Origin of the sequence: Microtetraspora glauca (assembly GCF_040656155.1) — a bacterium.
GTDB lineage: Bacteria > Actinomycetota > Actinomycetes > Streptosporangiales > Streptosporangiaceae > Microtetraspora > Microtetraspora glauca.
The window spans coordinates 13,293-31,310 of record NZ_JBFALK010000021.1; the positions used below are offsets into that span (position 1 = coordinate 13,293).

The window sequence follows — 18,018 nt, forward strand, 5'->3', positions numbered from 1 at the left end:
GCCGATGTGGCCGTCGTCGTCGTTCCCCGAATCCCTGTCCCGCCGCCGGGCGTCTTCGGCGCCCGGATCACGTACGTACGAGGTCTCTCGCATGTCCGATGCGTTCATCATCTGCTCCAACCTGTCCTTCTCCTGGCCTGACGACACGCCCGTCTTCAGTGACCTCTCCTTCACCGTGGGCGGCGGCCGTACGGGCCTCGTCGCCCCGAACGGCGCGGGCAAGAGCACGCTGCTCAAACTGATCGCCGGCGAGTACCGGCCCGGTGGCGGCAGCGTGTCCGTCAACGGCGTGCTCGGCTACCTTCCGCAGAGCCTGCCGCTCGCCGGCGACCTGACCGTGGCCGAGGTCCTGGGCATCGCCCCCGTGATCGCCGCGCTGAACGCCATCGAGTCAGGGGACGCGAGCGAGGAGCACTTCACCGCGATCGGCAACGACTGGGACATCGAGGAGCGCACCCGGGCCCAGCTCGACCGGCTCGGGCTCGGCGACCTCGAGTTCGCGCGTACGCTGCGCACGCTGAGCGGCGGCCAGGTGGTGTCGCTCGGCCTGGCGGCGCAGCTCCTCAAACGGCCCGACGTCCTGCTGCTCGACGAGCCGACGAACAACCTCGACCTCGACGCGCGCCGCAGGCTGTACGCCGTGCTCGGCGACTGGAACGGCTGCCTGCTCGTGGTCAGCCACGACCGGGCCCTGCTCGACCGCATGGACCGCATCGCCGAGCTGGACCGGGGCGAGGTCAGCTTCTACGGCGGCGGCTTCACGGCGTACGAGGAGGCGGTACGCACAGAGCAGGAAGCCGCCGAGCGGCACGTGCGCAGCGCCGAGCAGGAACTCAAGCGCGAGAAGCGGGAGATGCAGCAGGCCCGCGAGCGGGCCGAGCGCCGGGCGAGCAACGCCGCGCGCAACCTCAAGAGCGCCGGCCTGCCGCGGATCTTCGCCGGGAACATGAAGCGCGGTGCCCAGGAGTCGGCCGGGCGGGCTGGCCAGACGCACGCCGCCCGTGTCAGCGACGCCAAGGCCCGGCTCGATGAGGCGGGGCGCGCCCTGCGCGACGACCAGAAGATCGTGCTGCAACTGCCCGGGACCAACGTCCCCGCGGGGCGCACGGTCTTCCTCGGCGAACACCTGCAGGCCCGCGGCCTGTTCGCCGAGCCCGGCATCGATCTGACCATCCGCGGACCCGAGCGCGTCGCGCTGACCGGCCCCAACGGCGCGGGCAAGTCCACCCTGCTGCGCCTGATCGGCGGCGAGCTGGAGCCCGACGGCGGCACGACGAGGCGGGCCGACGGCCGGGTGGCCTACCTGTCGCAGCGGCTGGACCTGCTCGACGTCGGGCGCACCGTGGCGGAGAATCTGGCCGCGTTCGCCCCCGGCATGCCGGAGGCGGAGCGGATGAACCTGCTGGCCCGCTTCCTTTTCCGGGGCGCCCGCGCCCACCTGCCGGTCGGGGTGCTGTCGGGCGGCGAACGGCTGCGCGCCACGCTGGCGTGCGTGCTGTGCGCGGAGCCGGCGCCCCAGCTTCTGCTGCTCGACGAGCCCACGAACAACCTCGACCTGGTCAGCGTGGGGCAGCTGGAGAGTGCCCTCGGTGCGTACGAGGGGGCGTTCGTGGTGGTCAGCCACGACGAGCGATTTCTCACGGAGATCAAGGTGGACCGCTGGCTGGAGTTGTCCGGCGGGCGGCTGCTGGAGACCGGGGGGCTCGCCGGCGAGTGACGCGCTGCTCGCCCACGACCTCGTAGAACAGTAGCTGGAGCATGCGACTGGCGGCTGCGCCGAAGGCCCAGCCGCCAGTGCTGACGCGTCCGTTACGGGTTGACGGTGATGGCGAAGTTGGTGAGGTTACGTATGTTCGTGTGGTTGTTGGTCAGCTTGAGGTTGTTGAAGACGGCCGAGCCGGCGGCCGGCCCCTGGTTGGGTTCCGGCATCTCGTTGGCCCAGATGGCGAAGCCGGACTTGGCGTCGTAGGCGTCACCGCTCTTCTGGGCGCCGGAGATCGAGACATTGGTGAACACCGTGTCGGTGACCGGGTTCTGCGGCTGCCCTCCCACGTAGTTGGTCTGGAACATGATGCCGCTGTACGTCGGATCGACGATGTCCACGTCGGTCACCCGGATCGCCTGGAACTTCTTCGACGCGGAGAAGATCCAGATCGCCGGGAAGGTCTGCGCGCCCCAGAAGTGCCCGCCGGACCGGACCAGGGAGATGTTCTCGAACTTCGTCTGCGCCGGGCCGAAGTCCCGCATCGGTATGCCGAAGTCGAGCGAGCTGATCGTGAGGCCGGAGTAGACCAGCGTGTCGGCGATGTAGACGTTGCGGACCGTGTTGTTCTGCCCTCCGTACACGGCGATGCCTGCGGCCCGCCAGGTCAGGATCGACGTGAGGTTCTCCAGGACGTTGCCCTGCTGGTCGGTGTTGGAGGAGTCGGTGGCGGCGAACAGCGCGAAGCTGTCGTCACCGGTGGCACGAGCCTCGACGTTGGTGACCAGGTTGTTCGAGCTGCCGTTGGTGAAGTTGCCGCCGTCGGCGAACGTGTCGCGGATCCGGGAGTTCTTGATCGTGAGGTGATCCACGTTCGCGCCCCAGTACATGCATACCTGGTGCTCCACCCAGATGTTGTCGATGGTCATGTTGGAGACGCGGGTCATGTCGAACACCTTGCCGGGGCCGTCGATGCGGCTGGTGTAGTTGCCGAAGTACGCGAAGTTCGCGAACGTCGAGCCGTTCGACGACGCCTGGGTCGACCAGCCGACGTCGGTGTTCTCCTGGGTGGTGGGGGAGAGGAACCTCGTGTACCAGGGGCCCGCGCCGATCACCTTGACGGACTTGCCGTACACCTGGAACTTGCCGGTCGTCTGGTAGTTGCCCGCGGGCAGGTAGACGCCGACCAGGTTGGTGTCCTGCCGGGCCCGGTCCAGGGCGTTCTGCACGTCCTGCTGGGTGAAGCCGGTCGGCACCGCGTAGTGCGCCGGATCCGGGTTGGCGATCGGGGAGACCTGCTCCAGGCTGACGAAGTCGATCGCGTACGTGCTGGTGTTCGCCGGGTCCTTCTGCAGTCTGATCTTGCTCCCGGCCGGGATGGTCGCGTTGAGCATGACGTTGGCTTCGTCGTAGATGTGCCGCGGCGATCCGGCGCCGGGCGAGTTGCCCGGACTGGCCTCGGCGCCGTACAGCCAGGCGTACTTGGAGGTCAGGTCGATGGCCTTGTGGAGGGTGCCGTCGACGTAGATGTTGAGCGTGGAGTTGGTCCCTCCGCCACCCGGAGCGTCGGGGATGGAGAACCGGGTGACCAGCGTGTTCGTGGGGGCCTTGGTGGTCCACTCGACGTAGGCGCCGTTCTGGTTCAGCTGGACCGCGCGGCGCCCCGACGCCTCGCCGTCGAGTGTGCCGATGTCCCTGCTCGGGCCCAGGACCTTCGCGCCGCCGCCGACCACGCCGTCCTCGGCCTCGTACATGTCGTACGGCATGTTGGCGCCGCGGCCGACGAACAGCGGCTGGCTGGTGGTGTTGTTGGCCTGCTTGACCGGCAGCTCGTTGGCGTCGTTCGCGATGACCGTCCTCACGGTGTACTTGCCGTTCGCCGCGGTCCACGTGCCGAGCGAGACCGGGCTGGTGGTGGCGCCCGGAGCGATCGCGCCGTTGTGGGAGCCGGTGAGCGTCTTCACGACCGTGCCGGCGTCGTTGGTGACGGTCAGCGTGATGCCGTGCGCGCCGGAGGCCGACGCGACCGTGCCCTGGTTCTTGATCGCGACGGAGAACGTGACCGTGCTGCCGTTGGCCGGGTTGCCCGGCGTCCAGGCCACGGGCGAGGCGATCAGGTCGGAGCTGTCCACCGGCTTGACGACGAGCGGGGTGGGGTTGGCGAAGCTGTTGTTCGTCTCGTTCTGCTCGATGACGGTGCCCGCCTCGTCCGCCTTGGCGCTGACCGCGTAAGTGGCCGCGTCCCGGGTGCCGATGTTCACGGACACGGTGGCCGACGCGCCCGCGGCGAGCGCGCCGACGTTCGCGGTGCCGACCTTGGTGCCGCCGAGGTAGAAACCGACGTCGGTCGCGTCCGACGGTGCCGTCCCGATGTTCTTGACCACGGCCGACATCGTGACGGTGTCGGTCTCGGTCGGCGCCGATGGCGACCAGGACATGGAGGCGACGGTCAGGTCCGGGTTCGGCGCGGGGACGCCGATGACCTGGAACTCGGCGACCTGTCCCGCGGGCGCGCCGCTGTTGGCGGTGATCGAGAGCCGGACGTCGGCCACCCTCGCGGTGACCGGGATCGTCACCGTGTTGCCCGAGGCGGGATTGAAGGTGTACGCCGCGGCGGACACCAGGTTGGCGAACCCGGAGGCGCTCTGCTCCCGGCCGAGCACCTGGATGGTCTGGGTACGGGTGCTCCACGCGCTGGACGGGTCGAGCTTCAGCACGATGGAGGAGATGTCGGCGTTCGCGCCCAACTGGACGGTCAGCGTGCTCGGGTAGCTGCCGCCCGCGCCCTCCCAGTACGTCTGCGCGTTGTTGTCGTTGGCGTTGGCGGCCACGAAGGTGTAGACGGAGGAGGAGGCGTTGATGGGTTTGCCCACGGCCATGTTCGAGCCGCCGCCGGTGCCGTTCCGGGTGACGGTGGTGCTGGCGGGTGACTGGTTTCCGGCGGCGTCCTTGGCCTTGACGTAGTAGGAGACGGTCGCCGTCGCAGGCTGGGTGTCGGTGTACGTCAGGACATTCCCGGCCACGCTGCCCCGAAGGGTGTTGTTGGCGTAGATGTCGTAGCCGGTGACGCCGACGTTGTCGGTGGAGGCGGTCCAGGTGAGCTTGATCTGGCCGTCGGCCGGCTGGGTGTAGGCCAGGTTGCCCGGCGCGGTCGGCGCCTCGGTGTCACCCGAGTCCGGACCGTACACCTCGAACTCCGCCAGCTGACCGGCGGGCCAGCCGGTGTTGGCCGTGATGTTCAGCCGGATGTAGCGCGTCGTCGTGGCGTTGAAGGTGATCGTCGCGGTCGGGTTGAACGTCTGCGCGGCGGAGGCCACGACGGTGGTGAATGTGCCGTCGGTGCTGCCCTGCACGGAGAGCGTCTGCGTCCGGCTCTCCCAGCTCGACGGCAGCTTGAGAACCAGCTTGTTGACGCTGACCGCCGCGCCCAGGTCGACCTGGATCCACTGCGGGAACGCGTTGTTCGCGCTCTCCCAGTAGGTGGACTGGTTGCCGTCGCCCGCGTTGCCCGCGACGTATTCGTTCTTGGAACTGCTGGCCGAGATCACCTTGCCCGCGGCCAGGTTGGGGTCAGCGGCAGCGGAGGCGGGCAAGGCGGGCCAGCCGACCATGACCAGGGCGGCGGCGAGTACCGCCGCGATCAGGCGTAAGAGGGGAGGCGAGTGCTTCATGGGGGGTGCTACCTCTCGTCGACCTCGAACTTGACAGAGTGGCGCCTACTCACGGCGGGGCACCTTGAACGGTGAGATCAGGCGCTGCTGCCCGAACCATAAGATGGCAGATAAGAATCCGCAATGTTTCAACTTCATTTCGCAAAAAGTCTACGAACTGACGGAATCATCTCTGAGAGGTGCGTCGCTGGTCAGGGACGGCGTTGAATGCGCGCACCTGCGTAAATAGCGACCGCAAAACTTGCTGTATCTGGCGAGCGTATTCTTGCAAATACTTGCGCATTGAGCCGTAAGATTTGCGTGACCTGATGGGCAAGCTCATGACAGCCAGTGTCAAGGTCGCGCCTTCCATCGGCTGAGAGATCCTCAAGGCCGACACCAGTTCATCGGTGGCCCGGAGCACCTCGACGTCCTGCCTCGCCGTGACCGCCCCCGGCCCGGTGCGCGGGTAGCCCCTGGCTCATTCGATCGAGACGTTCACGAAGCAGGCGGAACTCGCCGTCGAGTCCGGTCACGAGATCGGCCGCCGAGTTTCCGGCACGCACAGGCTCGCCTCACGCGGTGTCCGCCGGCCGTCCCCGGGGTTCGCTCGTCCGGTCCTGGGACAGGAGCTCGGTGAGGTGGGCGGCGATGGCGTCGATCGTGGGGTGGTCCCAGGCCAGGGTCGGCTCGACCAGCAGGCCGACGGTCTCTTCGACGTCGACGCACAGGCTGAGCGCGTGGATCGAGTCCAGGCCATACGTGCGGAGCTTGACCGTCGGATCGATCTCGGCGGGCGGCCGTTGGAGGTAGCCGGCCACCCGCTCGGTGAGCCATCGGCGCAAGTCATGATCGGACACGGCCTCTCCCGGCGTTAGACAGGTTTTCACGGATCCGCGACCACGCTCATGAGGCGGTCGCCAGCAGATCGTTCACCGCGGGCTCCAACTCGGCGTGCAACGGGATGAGGCTCCCACTGAGGAACAGTTCCCTCATGTGCCGACGGCGGAGCTTGCCGCTGGTGGTCTGCCGTACGGCGCCACGGGCCACCAGCATCAGGCTCAGCGGGACGCCGAACTCCCTCGCCACCAGATCCATGACCCGGTCGGCCACTTCGCTGAGGACCGTCGAACGTCCTCGGCGCACCTCCTGTATCAGGACGACGTGTTCCCCGCCGTCCGGCCGGCGGATGCCGAAGGCGGCGCTTCGTCCGGCGGCGGGGTTCGCCCGGCAGGCCGCCTCCTCCAGATCCTGCGGATAGAGGTTGCGACCGTTGACGATGATGACGTCCTTGATCCGCCCCGTCACGTAGAGCTGCCCATCCAGCAGAAACCCCAGGTCACCGGTGCGCAGCCAACGGCCGCCACCCGCGCGGAAGGTGGCGCGGGTCTCCTCCGGACGGCCTCGGTAACCGAGGGCGACGCTCGGGCCCGCCACCCAGATCTCCCCGATCCTGCCATCGGGCACGGGAGCGGAACAGCCCGGATCGACGATCCGCAGGTCGAGGCCGGAAACCGGACCGCACGCCACCAGGGGAACCCCGTCGGGATCCGGAATCGCCTGATGCCGCTCCAGCGCGGAGGGGGCGAACCTGTGGACGGTCACGCCTTGCCCGCGCGGTACGCAGGTGACCATCAGGGTGGACTCGGCCAGGCCGTAGCCGGGATTCCACGCGGTCGGGCGGAAACCGGCAGGAGCGAATCTCCGCTCGAACTCGGCGAGCGTACGCGCTTTGATCGGCTCGGCTCCGCTGAGGGCCATGGCCAACGTGGACAGGTCCAGACCGGCGAGTTGCTCATCGGTGATCCTGCGGGTGCACCAGGAGTATCCGAAGTCCGGGGATACGGTCCACTCCGCACCGTATCGGCTGATCAGCTCCAGCCAGCGCACCGGCCGCGCGACGAACGCGGTCGGCGACATGAACACCAGGTCGGCGCCCACGTACAGCGCGTGCAACTGGAGCCCGACCAAACCCATGTCGTGGTAGTGGGGCAGCCATCCGGCCAGACGCCGTGGCGGTTCCGCTCCGGCCAGTGAGCGAAACAACTCCAGGTTGTGCAGCAGGTTGCCGTGTGAGACCTCTACTCCGCGCGGTTCGCTGGTCGAGCCGGAGGTGTACTGCAGGTAGGCGACGGTGTCGGCGCTAAGGACCGGCGGGGTCCAGGCGTCCGGATCGGCGGAGGGGTCGACGACGCGGGCCGAGAGGCCGGACAGTTCGGGCGCGTGCGCCGAATCGGTCAGGACCAGCCGTGCACCCGCGTCCCGTAGCAGTGTCCGTACGCGGCCCGAGTGAGGTGCGCCCGCGTCCGGCAAAGGCGCGGGGATCGCGGGCACCCGGGCGTAGAGACAGCCGAGGAACGCGACGGTGAAGTCGAGCCCGGCCGGATAGAGAAGCAGCGCCGGGTGATCGGTCATGCCGCGCTCGGTGAGCCATACGGCGGTGGCACGGGCCCGCCGATCCAGTTCGGTGACGGTGAGCCGGGCCGGCTCGCCGTTGTCCCGCACGAAGACCAGTCCCCGATCATCGCTGAGGCGGTCCCGCATGTGTGCCACGAAATCGGTCATTCCGGCAACCCCTCACGGACGTACCAGGAGACCAGCCGGTCGAGGACCGCGGGAGTGACAGCGGGCGGGGCCGCCGGGTCACGCCACTCGAAGTCGTAGTGGTGCCGGAAGTAGGTCGCGGTGTATTTGGCCCGCATGTTGACCACCGCCTCGAACCGGTTGAACGGCCGTTCCAGGATCTGCTCGGGTGTGGCGGGGACCAGCTCGATCGGCAGCCGAGCGTTGATCACGTCGAACAGGTCGCGGACCGGCACGGTTCCTCCGTTCACCACATGGAAGATCGGACGATCCTGGTCTCCGCCGGAGAGCGAGAGCAACCGGGAGACCGTGGCGTCGATGGGCGTCAGATGGAGATTGGCGTCCGGATGGCAGGGGAGGCGGACCCGTTCACCGGGCGTGCGTCGGGCGAAGAAGGCCATCACCCGGAGGAAGTCGTACAGGCCGTAGTCGGTCAGCGCTCGGCCGGTGCGGGAGTGGCCGACCATCACGCCGAGCCGTGCCACCAGGACGGCGCCCTCACGGGCGGACCGCGACCGGGCCAGCGCGATCTCCGCTTCGCGTTTGGAGTATTCGTAGAAGTTCCGGAACCGGTCCGGTGAAGCGTGCGCGGGCCAGTCCTCGGGAACGGGCCCTTCGGTGTCGAGCCCGCACTGGTAGGCCGTTCCGATGAAGATGTAGCGCGACCCCGGACGGGCGTGCCGCTCGTAGGTGGCCAGCGCGTTCGCGGACCCCGCCACGTTCACGTTCAGGAGGTCCTCCTCGCGGCGCGGGAAGAAGGTGACGAGCGCGGCGGTGTGCCAGAAGGTGCAGCGCTCGGCGAAGACCTCGGCCACCGGCAGGCCGAGGTCGGGTTCGTCCAACGCCAGTCCGCGCACCCGGAGCCGGTCCGCCAGGGACTCGTCGAAGCCGAGGCAGAGCAGCGCGTCCGCGACTCGGCGGCGCACCACCTTCGCGGACGCGCGCGCCAGGGCGATCACTTCGTCACCCCGGGCGAGCAGGGCACCGGTCAGATGGGAGCCCACGAAGCCGTTGGCCCCGTCGATCACCTGAACGTTCACCAAGCGACCTTCCTGTAGGCGGCAACGCATAGTAATGTATCGAACGCTCATGGTAATCGAAACTCGGGAGGCCCCATGCTCAACGACCTGCAGCAGCGCAAGATGGCCCATCTGTTCGCACTCCTGGATGTGGACGACGACGGGGCCGTCGACAAGATGGACTACACCGCCTCGGCCGACCGGCTGGTGAACGCGTTCGGGTTCGCGCCGGGCTCGACCGAGTCGCGGCGGGTCCGGGAGCGGTACGCGAGGCTGTGGGACGAGGTGACACTTCCCATGGACGTCAACGGAGACGAACGTGTCGATCTGGGAGAGTTCACAGCCGGATTCGACCGGTTCGTCACCCAGCCCGAGGAGGGGTACCGCACGCATGTCGCACCGGTCGCCGACGCCTTCTACGACCTGATGGACACCGACGGAGATGGACGGATCACCCGGACCGAGTACCTCCGAATGGCCGGAAGCGCCTTCCGCATGTCCGAGGCGGACGGTCTCATCGCGTTCGAGCGTCTCGACCTGGACGCCAACGGCTCGCTGAGCCGACAGGAACTGCACCTGGCGAACGAGCAGTTCTTCCGCAGCCCCGACGCGCATGCCCACGGCAACTGGCTGTTCGGCCCGCTCCCCCCACGGATCTGACCAGCGCCGGAGCGTCACGGGCCGGGGCCTACCCCCGCAGGTAGGTCACGACCGCGAGGACCCGACGGTGGTCTTCCTCGGCCGGCGGCAGGTCGAGCTTGGTGAGGATGTTGCCGATGTGCTTGCCGACGGCGGCCTCGGACACCACCAGGCTCCTGGCGATGGCCGCGTTGGACCGCCCCTCGGCCATCAGCGCGAGGACCTCCCGCTCGCGGGGGGAGAGCCGTTCCAGCGGGTCGCGCCGGCGGCGCAGCAGCTGCCTGACCACCTCGGGGTCCACGACCGTTCCGCCGGCGGCGACGCTGAGCAGCGCGTCGACGAACTCCTCCACGTCGCCGACCCGATCCTTGAGCAGGTAGCCCACTCCGGTGCCATCGCCGGAGTCCAGGAGCTCGCTCGCGTAGGTCTGCTCGACGTACTGGCTCAGCACGAGGACCGGCAGGCGCGGGTCCGCCGAACGGAGCGCCACCGCGGCCCGCAGGCCCTCGTCGGTGAAGCCGGGCGGCATCCGCACGTCGGTGACCACGATGTCCGGGGCGTGCGCGCGCACCGCCTCCACGAGCCCTCCGGCGTCGCCCACGGTGGCCACCACGCGGTGCCCGAACCGGTTGAGCAGCCCGGCCAGCCCCTCGCGGAGCAGCACGCCGTCCTCGGCGAGGACTATCGAGAGGGGGCGATCGACGTGCAAGGGATCTCCACTCGTAGCAGGGTCGGCCCGCCGGGCGGGCTGGAGAGCATCAGTCTGCCGTTCACCACCGAGACGCGGTCGGCCAGCCCCGCCAGGCCGGTGCCCTCCGTCATGCCCGCGCCGCCCACGCCGTCGTCGCGGATCTCCACGACCAGCCGCGTGCCGTCCAGGCGCCCGGTGACCGAGGCCTCGCGGGCGCCGCTGTGCTTCGCCACGTTCGTCAGCGCCTCGGAGATCACGAAGTAGGCGGCGGACTCCACCACCTCGGGCAGTCGTACGGGAAGCGCCATGGAGACCTCGACGGGCACCGGTGAGCGGTCGGCGACGTCGGCGGCGGCCGCCGGCAGTCCCCGGTCGGTGAGGATCTGTGGGTGGATCCCCCTGATCAGGTCACGGACCTCGGCCAGCGCGAGCTTCGCCTGCTCGTGCGCCCTGTCGACGAGGTCGGACGCCTCCGCGCCCTCCGACAGCTTGGCCAGGCCGAGCGTCATGGTCAGCGCGACCAGCCGTTGCTGGGCGCCGTCGTGCAGGTCCCGCTCGATCCGCCGCCGTTCGACCTCGAACGCCTCCACCAGCCGGGTCCTGGACCGGGTGAGCTCGTCGAGCCGCTGTCCCGTGTCCGTCTCCCGGGACACGAGGAGCAGCCTGGCCAGCATGCCGTGGGCCGTGGCGAGCAGCGTCAGCGGATAGAGGGCCAGGGCGAGCCAGATCACCCCCACCGCGAGTGCCGCGAAGGCCTCAAGCTCCGTGTTGACCAGCCAGAACTTCAGCACCCGGACCTCACCCATCTGGGCGCGCAGGACCGGCGTCAGGATCATCGACGCCGGTCCGCCGAGGCCGAACATCACCGCCAGCAACTCGATCGGCCAGAGCACGGTGACCAGCAGGACCACGTAGGCCAGCTCCCGCCAGGTGGCCTGCTCCTGCAGGCGAAGGCGTATCCACGCGCGCAGTCCCGGCAGGTCCGGTCGGCGGTGCGGCGTGTCGGCAGTCTCCGGGTCGATGATCCGCAGCCGGCGGCGTTCCAACGCGGCCACCGGTATCCCGCTGAACCCCAGGGCCAGCAGCAGCGGGATGCCCACCAGCAGCAGCGCCAGGATCGAACTGACGAACAGCGTGAAGAGGAACGCCACCAGGACGACCTCGCCGAGGAGCACGCCGGTTACCAGGTAGGCCACCGAGCGCCAAGGCCAGGAGGTCCGCAACAGGTCCCACCGGGTGAGGGCCCGCCAGGCCGCCGATGACTGCATCCCATGACGGTACGGCCTACGCGGGTGTGCGTCCCAGCGGGCGGGGTCCACTCCCGGGGTAGAGCCAGGCATACCCCGAGGACTAGGTCCCGGTGCCCTGTGGGCGGCACCCGCGTGACGATCTCATTGGGGTCATGAAGACGGCGTCGGCCCCGGAGTTGCGGGCGTTCATGTCGGTCGCGTTGCGCAGGCAGGGTGTGGTGGGCGCGATCGCGCCGAGCTCTCCCGCCCTGGCCAGGGCTCTGACCGCGGTGGTGCCCAGGCGCGGCACGCCGGTGGTGGTCGAGCTCGGTCCGGGTACCGGCCCGATCAGCGAGGCCATCCGGGAGCGGCTCGCCCCCGGCTCGCGGCAGCTCGCCGTCGAGATCGATCCGGACCTGGCCGCGCACCTGCGCCGGACCAAGCCCTGGATGGAGACCATCCAGGGCGACGCCGCCGACCTCGGCGCACTCCTGGCCGGGGCCGGGGTGGAGAGGGTGGACGCGGTGGTCAGCACGCTGCCGTGGTCGCTGTTCCCCGGTGAGCGGCAGGAACGGATCCTCGGCGAGGTCGGCCGGGCACTCGCTCCGTGGGGGGCGTTCACGACCGTGACCTACCTGCACGCCGTACCGCTCGCGGGGGCCAGGGCCCTGCGGCGGCGACTGCGGTCGGCCTTCGACGAGGTGCTGACCACCGGGCCGGTCTGGCGGAACCTGCCGCCCGGGATGGCATACGTCTGCCGGAGGCCGGTCACCCGTGTCTGATCTGCTGGGTCAGCTCTCCCCGCCGCTGCTGCTGGCCGCGGCGTGGGTGTTGCTGGTCGCGGAGGCCGGGCTGCTGGTCGGCGTCGCCCTCCCTGGGACGAGCGTGCTCGTCGCGCTCGGGTACTTCGCCCATCTGGGTGTGGTGCCGCTGGGCGCGGCCGTCGGGGTGGCGGCAGCGGCGGCGGTGACCGGCACCCAGATCTCCTACATGTGGGGACGGCGCCGCGTGGGCGCCGCCTCGTTCCACCGGTTCGCTCCCGGCCGCTGGGACCGGCCGCGTGAGCTGCTCGGCAGGCATGGCCGCCGGGCGGTGGTCGCCGGCCAGTGGTTCGGCAGCGCACGCACGCTCACGCCCAGGCTCGCGGGCTGGGCCGGCATGCCGTACCGCACCTTCGTCACCGCGAGTCTGCCCACGGCCTGCGCCTGGGCGACGACGCTGGTCACCCTCAGCTACCACGTCGCCCCGGAGATCGTTCAGCGGTTCACCGCCCACCTCGCGGTCGCGGGCCCCGCGGCGGTCGCGGTCGTGCTCGTCTTCCTCTGGGTGACCCGGGGCCGGCCGAGGGCGCTCCGGCTCGTTCGTCGACAGGGCGAAACAAGCGATTCGCGATCTCGGCGGGACATCCCATGAACGCGGCCCGCTCCGTCGGCCGAACGGGGCCGGGGTGTCAGCCGGGGGTCTGGGCGGCGCCGTTCCTGGCGATCCAGGCGGCGTAGTGCGGGCGGTCGGCGATGGCCTCGCGGTGCGCCTGCGCCGCGACCTCGGCCAGCTCCTCGGCCCGCTGGGCGAGCGGCCCGTCCCGCCGCCAGGCCACCAGGTGCCTGAGCCACAGCGGAGTGCCGGCGAGCGGGCGCACCACGATCCCGGGGCCGTCCTGCACCGTAGCCTGGCACGGGGAGATCGCGTGGCCTCCGGCGACCAGCTGCCTGATCATCGCGTGCTCGGTCATGCTGTGCGGGACGCGAGGGACGAAGCCCGCCTTCTGACAGGCGGAGTAGACGCATTCCGGCCAGCCGACGCCGTCCGGCGGCGAGATCACCCAGTCGTCCCCGGCGAGGTCGGCCAACTCGACCTCCTCCTGCCCGGCCAGCGGGTGTCCGCTGCTCATCAGCACGAAGACCGGTTCGGTGGCGACGAGGCGCATGCCGACCGAGGGGGCCGCGGGCAGTTCGTTGCCCGGATAGTCGACGAGGGTGGCCGCGTCGAGACGGCGGGAGGCCAGCAGGTCGAGGAGGAGCCTGGGCGAGTACTCGGTGTGCACCGTGATCGTCAGGCCGGGCATCGTGAAGAGCCGGGCGACCAGGCCGGACAGCAGAGGTGTGACGTACCCGCCGATGCGGGCGAGGTCCGACCGGCCGTCGTACGCGCCGGCGCCGGTGACCAGTTCGTCCACGGCGAGCAGGATGGACCTGGCCCGGGTGAGCACGAACTGGCCGAAGGGGGTCGGGGTGACGCCGCGGCGGCCCCGCCGGAAGATCTGGCCGCTGAGCGCGCCCTCGACGCGTTGGAGCTGGGCGGTGAGCGCGGGCTGGGACACGCCTACGGCGTTGGCCGCCCTGCTGAGACTGCCGGCGTCGGCGATGGCGCAGATCACGCGAAGATGGCGGAGCTCTACCTGCACTCAGGCTCCTCCTTTCGCCCCTATAACGCGTGCACTATAGCCGTTCAGGATTAGCGCGGCATTTCATAGTTCACGCATCGTGGTCGGTACACCGCAGCGACAGGGGGGACCTTTCATGCCTGTGATCCATCGCCACTCCGGATACGTCCTGACGGACCACCGGATCGCCGTTCCGCTCGATCACGACGATCCCGGCGGCCGGACGATCGAGATGTTCGCCCGCGAGGTGGTCGCGGCGGACCGGGCGGCTGCGGATCTGCCCTGGCTGGTCTACCTGGAGGGCGGTCCGGGCCATCGGGCGCCGCGCGCGTTCCCCGGCTGGCTGGAGCGGGCGAGCCGGGACTACCGGGTGGTGCTGGTCGACCAGCGCGGCACGGGGCTGAGCACGCCCGCGACCCGGCAGACCCTGACCGGCCTGGACGACCCCGTCGGCTACCTGCGCCATTTCCGGGCCGACAGCATCGTCCGGGACGCCGAGCTGCTCCGCGCGCATCTGGCCGGGGAGCGCCCGTGGACCGTGCTCGGCCAGAGCTTCGGCGGGTTCTGCGCCCTCACCTACCTGTCCCTGGCGCCGGACGGGCTGCGCGAGGTGATGATCGCCGGCGGACTGCCGTCGCTGACCGCCTCCCCGTACGAGGTCTATCTGGCGGCCTACCCCCGGGTGCTGGCCCACAACGAGCAGTTCTTCGCGCGCTATCCGGGCGACCAGGAGGCCGCCGCCAGGGTGGTGGACCACCTGCGGGAGCACGAGGTACGGCTGCCCGGCGGCGACCGGCTCACCCCGCGCCGTTTCCAGACGGTGGGCATCACCTTCGGGCAGCAGGGCCGGTTGGACACGCTCCACCACCTGCTGGAGGACGCGTTCGCCGGCAACGGCGAGTTGTCCGACATGTTCCTGCGCCGGGTGGACGCCGTGGTCTCGTTCGCCGAGCATCCGCTGTACGCCCTGCTGCACGAGGCGATCTACTGCCAGGGCGAGGAGTCGGCGTGGGCGGCGCAGCGCGCGCTCGGCGAGTTCCCCGAGTTCGACCTGGAACGCGGCGGGCCGGTCCGGTTCACCGGGGAGATGATTTTCCCGTGGTTGTTCGAGGAGGACCCGGCGCTCGCGCCGCTGCGGTCGTACGCCGAGCGGCTCGCCGCGTACTCCTCCTGGCCGGACCTGTACGACCTGGACCGGCTGGCCCGCAACACGGTGCCCGTGGCGGCGGTGATCTACCACGACGACATGTACGTGGAGCGAGAGCACTCGCTCCGTACGGCCGAGATGGTGGGCGGTCTGACGTACTGGATCACCAACGAGTACGCCCACGACGGCCTGAGCCGGGGCCCCGGAGCCCTGGACCGCCTGATCGGAATGGTCCGCAGCTGAGCCGTCCCCGAGCCGGCGCCGCCGACGGCCCGCGGCGGACGTCGTCCAGGTCCGCGTGGGCTGTTCGCCCAGGTCAGCGCGGGGCTATATGTCGAGAATTATGTAAAACGCAACGGATGACACCTACCTCCAGATTGCAGCCATAAATCCGGAGTTATCCCGACATGAGATGTGCCCTCGGGGCGGCGAAGCCCGATAGTGCAGGCACGCCCCCGATTTCGCTCTGGAGGTTCCCTCCCCATGCGTGCACGCAGGCCGCTCGCGGCCCTGGCGGCCTTCCCCCTGGCCGCCGCTCTGATCACCATCCCTCCCGCGCACGCCGCCGACGTCGGCAGCGCCACCGTGGTCCCGATCCAGGTCACCGGTGACCCCGCCAAGCGGTTCAACCTGATCATCATGGGCGACGGCTACACCGAGAGCCAGTTGTCCGCGTTCGCGGCCGACACCGACCAGCAGCTCAACGTGATGTGGTCCATCGAGCCGTACAAGTCATACCGGAACTATTTCAACGTCTACCGGGTGGACATCGTGTCCGGCGAGTCCGGCATCGGCTGCGACCCCGACCTGGCCTCCGGCAAGAAGAACACCCCGCTGAGCATGGCCTTCTGGGGCGGATGCAGCGCCTCCAGCGTGCAGCGGCTGATCACCATGAGCAACACCGCGGCCAACAAGTACGCCAACATGGTGGCCGGGACGAGCAGCGCCAACCGGCAGATCCTCGCCCTCGCCAACAGCGGGACGTACGGCGGGGCGGGCGGCACGTACGCCACCTCCTCCGGGCACAACTCGATGTCGGCCCTCATCGCGCCGCACGAGATCGGCCACTCACTGGGCGGCCTGCAGGACGAGTACACCTACTACAGCCGCGGCGTGGAAGGCGGTCCGTACACCGGCGGGGAGCCGAGTTCGGCGCACCACACCCTGCTGGCCGAGCAGCAGATGAAGGACCAGCAGAAGAAGTGGTGGCGCTGGCTCGGCGAGCCGAGCGAGGCCGGCGGCACCATCGGCAGGTACGAGGGCGGCCTGTACTACAGCAGCAAGGTCTGGCGGCCGAGCGAGCATTCGATCATGCGGACGCTGGGCTATTACTACGACCAGGTCAGCCGTGAGGTGATGACCCAGCGGATCGCCGCCAAGACCAGCCTGATCCAGGACAGCACACCCACCGCGGCCAAGGTCGGCGCCGACCGGGTGCTCTGGGTGGAACCGCTGCACCCCAACAGCCACGCGCTGACCATCACGTGGAGCGTCGACGGCGCCGAAGTGCCCGGCCGCTCTGACGAGCTCGACCTGCGCACCCTGAACCTGACGCCCGGCACGCACACGGTGAAGGCGACCGTGGCCGACCCGACCGAGTTCGTCCGCGACCCCGCCATCCGGGCCGGCGCGCTCAGCGCGAGCCGTACCTGGACGGTTGACACCGGCGTGACCACCACGCCCACCGAGGTCGCCCCCGGGCTGCGTTCGTCCACCCCCACCGACCGCGCCGTGGCCCGCGACGAGGTCGTGTACGTCGAGACCACCCACTCCGACGACGCCGTTCCCTCGGTCACCTGGACCCTGGACGGCGCGACCCTCCGCGAGACCGACGCCGACCTGGACCTGTCCGCGCTCGACCTCGCCCCCGGCAACCACACGCTGACCGCGTCCGCCGGCGGCGACACGCGCACCTGGACTGTGGACAACACGCTGCCCACCACCGCGTACGAGCTGTCCGAGCCGCTGGTGAAGTCCGGCGACAGCTACGTGTTCAACGGCCCGTTCACCATGCGGCTCACCGGCACGGACGACCGGGACGGATACGTGGTGCGCGAGTCCCGGGTGGACGGCGACGGCTGGTTCAACTACTTCGGCTGGCCGACGTCCGCCGACGACCCGTGGTTGTTCACCGAGAAGGGCACGGTCATCGACAGCCTCACGTACGGCAGGCTGCCGCGCGGCAGGCACACCGTCGAATACCGGTCGATCGACCCCAGCGGGAACCACGGGACGCCGAAGAGTTTCACCGTGACCACACTCGCCGCACCGCCGGAATGCACCGTCACGATCACCGGCACGCGGAACGGGACGCTGTCCCTGCGGTCCGGCGTCACCTGCCTGGACGGCGCTCAGGTCCACGGCGGCGTGACCGTCGGCTCCGGCGCGTCCCTGGTGGTGAAGGGCGGCACGATCAGCGGATCGCTGAACGCCGCCGGAGCCGCCGAGGTACACCTGCTCAAGGCGACCGTGCAGGGCTCGGTCGCGATCCACGGCACCACCGGCCAGCTGATCGTCGCGGGCTCCGACCTCAGGGGCTCGGTCAGCCTGACCGGCAACACCACCGTCGACGCCCTGGTCGTCACCGGCACCGCCGTACGCGGCGCGCTGGCCTGCAGCGGCAACACGCCCGCGCCGTCCAACGCGGGCGTGCCGAACGGGGTCACCGGGGCCGGCCAGTGCGCCGGGCTCGTCGACAACCCGCGGGCCAAGGGGGTGGACGCCCCGTATGCGGCGGTGCTGACCAGCGACGTGCCCGAGCGGGGTACCGCCGCGTACGAGCACGCGCACGAGTGACGCCGGGCCGGGACACCTTCCCGGCGCAGCGCCTTCCGCCGGTGGGCGGGGACGGTACCCCGTCCCGGCCCACCGGTGACGACCGGGCGGGACGCCCACACAACGGCGTGCGGGCGTCCCGCCCCTCCCGCCTTCCGCCGCCGATTCCGTACATGAGGATGGCGGCATGCGCGAAGGGG

Annotated in this window: 13 protein-coding genes; 6 read left to right on the top strand and 7 right to left on the bottom strand. The window is 70.0% G+C overall.

The features are described 5' to 3' along the window. The first annotated feature begins 91 nt into the window (after positions 1 to 91). Positions 92 to 1,717: an ABC-F family ATP-binding cassette domain-containing protein gene (locus tag AB0I59_RS31920; RefSeq protein WP_358138765.1), complete on the top strand. Its 1,626-nt coding sequence runs from the start codon at positions 92 to 94 to the stop codon at positions 1,715 to 1,717. Between the two features lie 92 nt (positions 1,718 to 1,809). On the opposite strand, the gene AB0I59_RS31925 is transcribed toward AB0I59_RS31920, so the two are convergent. The 4 genes from AB0I59_RS31925 to AB0I59_RS31940 form a co-directional block, all read right to left on the bottom strand. Beyond that, positions 1,810 to 5,373 (bottom strand): discoidin domain-containing protein, encoded by a 3,564-nt coding sequence (locus tag AB0I59_RS31925; protein ID WP_358138767.1) that lies wholly within the window; start codon positions 5,371 to 5,373, stop codon positions 1,810 to 1,812. Between the two features lie 554 nt (positions 5,374 to 5,927). Continuing rightward, on the bottom strand, positions 5,928 to 6,212 hold the full coding sequence (locus AB0I59_RS31930) for an acyl carrier protein (RefSeq protein ID WP_061259420.1): 285 nt from the start codon (positions 6,210 to 6,212) through the stop codon (positions 5,928 to 5,930). Between the two features lie 46 nt (positions 6,213 to 6,258). After that, entirely contained in the window at positions 6,259 to 7,917 is a 1,659-nt protein-coding gene (locus AB0I59_RS31935) for a fatty acyl-AMP ligase (RefSeq protein ID WP_358138770.1), read from the bottom strand. Continuing rightward, entirely contained in the window at positions 7,914 to 8,975 is a 1,062-nt protein-coding gene (locus AB0I59_RS31940; RefSeq protein ID WP_358138772.1) for an SDR family oxidoreductase, read from the bottom strand. Before AB0I59_RS31940 ends, AB0I59_RS31935 begins: the two co-directional genes overlap by 4 nt. Positions 8,976 to 9,050: 75 nt before the next feature. Here AB0I59_RS31940 and AB0I59_RS31945 point away from each other — a divergent pair, with 75 nt between their 5' ends. Then, positions 9,051 to 9,614, top strand: coding sequence for an EF-hand domain-containing protein (locus AB0I59_RS31945; protein WP_061259423.1), 564 nt, complete (start codon positions 9,051 to 9,053; stop codon positions 9,612 to 9,614). 28 nt (positions 9,615 to 9,642) lie between these two features. On the opposite strand, the gene AB0I59_RS31950 is transcribed toward AB0I59_RS31945, so the two are convergent. Together AB0I59_RS31950 and AB0I59_RS31955 are read right to left on the bottom strand one after the other, a co-directional pair. Next, positions 9,643 to 10,302 carry a response regulator transcription factor gene (locus AB0I59_RS31950; RefSeq protein ID WP_082777379.1) on the bottom strand — a complete coding sequence of 220 codons (660 nt, stop codon included), beginning with the start codon at positions 10,300 to 10,302 and terminating at the stop codon, positions 9,643 to 9,645. Next, positions 10,275 to 11,552, bottom strand: coding sequence for a sensor histidine kinase (locus AB0I59_RS31955; protein ID WP_358138775.1), 1,278 nt, complete (start codon positions 11,550 to 11,552; stop codon positions 10,275 to 10,277). Before AB0I59_RS31955 ends, AB0I59_RS31950 begins: the two co-directional genes overlap by 28 nt. A gap of 134 nt (positions 11,553 to 11,686) precedes the next feature. On the opposite strand from AB0I59_RS31955, the gene AB0I59_RS31960 reads away from it, so the two are divergent. Together AB0I59_RS31960 and AB0I59_RS31965 are read left to right on the top strand one after the other, a co-directional pair. Then, positions 11,687 to 12,295 carry a class I SAM-dependent methyltransferase gene (locus AB0I59_RS31960; RefSeq protein WP_358138777.1) on the top strand — a complete coding sequence of 203 codons (609 nt, stop codon included), beginning with the start codon at positions 11,687 to 11,689 and terminating at the stop codon, positions 12,293 to 12,295. Then, positions 12,288 to 12,926 carry a DedA family protein gene (locus tag AB0I59_RS31965; RefSeq protein ID WP_358138779.1) on the top strand — a complete coding sequence of 213 codons (639 nt, stop codon included), beginning with the start codon at positions 12,288 to 12,290 and terminating at the stop codon, positions 12,924 to 12,926. Before AB0I59_RS31960 ends, AB0I59_RS31965 begins: the two co-directional genes overlap by 8 nt. 37 nt (positions 12,927 to 12,963) lie before the next feature. Here the strand turns inward: AB0I59_RS31965 and AB0I59_RS31970 are convergent, their stop codons facing one another. Next, entirely contained in the window at positions 12,964 to 13,917 is a 954-nt protein-coding gene (locus AB0I59_RS31970) for a LysR family transcriptional regulator (RefSeq protein ID WP_358138781.1), read from the bottom strand. A gap of 115 nt (positions 13,918 to 14,032) precedes the next feature. Here AB0I59_RS31970 and AB0I59_RS31975 point away from each other — a divergent pair, with 115 nt between their 5' ends. Together AB0I59_RS31975 and AB0I59_RS31980 are read left to right on the top strand one after the other, a co-directional pair. Next, complete coding sequence (locus AB0I59_RS31975; RefSeq protein ID WP_358138783.1) at positions 14,033 to 15,286, top strand: alpha/beta fold hydrolase; 1,254 nt, start codon at positions 14,033 to 14,035, stop codon at positions 15,284 to 15,286. 240 nt (positions 15,287 to 15,526) lie between these two features. After that, positions 15,527 to 17,839: a M64 family metallopeptidase gene (locus AB0I59_RS31980; RefSeq protein WP_358138785.1), complete on the top strand. Its 2,313-nt coding sequence runs from the start codon at positions 15,527 to 15,529 to the stop codon at positions 17,837 to 17,839. Positions 17,840 to 18,018: the final 179 nt, after the last annotated feature.

Coding starts and splice junctions, on each gene's coding strand:
- AB0I59_RS31920 (WP_358138765.1), top strand. CDS start 92: ATGTCCGATGCGTTCATCATCTGCTCCAACCTGTCCTTCTCCTGGCCT.
- AB0I59_RS31925 (WP_358138767.1), bottom strand. CDS start 5,373: ATGAAGCACTCGCCTCCCCTCTTACGCCTGATCGCGGCGGTACTCGCC.
- AB0I59_RS31935 (WP_358138770.1), bottom strand. CDS start 7,917: ATGACCGATTTCGTGGCACACATGCGGGACCGCCTCAGCGATGATCGG.
- AB0I59_RS31945 (WP_061259423.1), top strand. CDS start 9,051: ATGCTCAACGACCTGCAGCAGCGCAAGATGGCCCATCTGTTCGCACTC.
- AB0I59_RS31955 (WP_358138775.1), bottom strand. CDS start 11,552: ATGCAGTCATCGGCGGCCTGGCGGGCCCTCACCCGGTGGGACCTGTTG.
- AB0I59_RS31960 (WP_358138777.1), top strand. CDS start 11,687: ATGAAGACGGCGTCGGCCCCGGAGTTGCGGGCGTTCATGTCGGTCGCG.
- AB0I59_RS31975 (WP_358138783.1), top strand. CDS start 14,033: ATGCCTGTGATCCATCGCCACTCCGGATACGTCCTGACGGACCACCGG.
- AB0I59_RS31980 (WP_358138785.1), top strand. CDS start 15,527: ATGCGTGCACGCAGGCCGCTCGCGGCCCTGGCGGCCTTCCCCCTGGCC.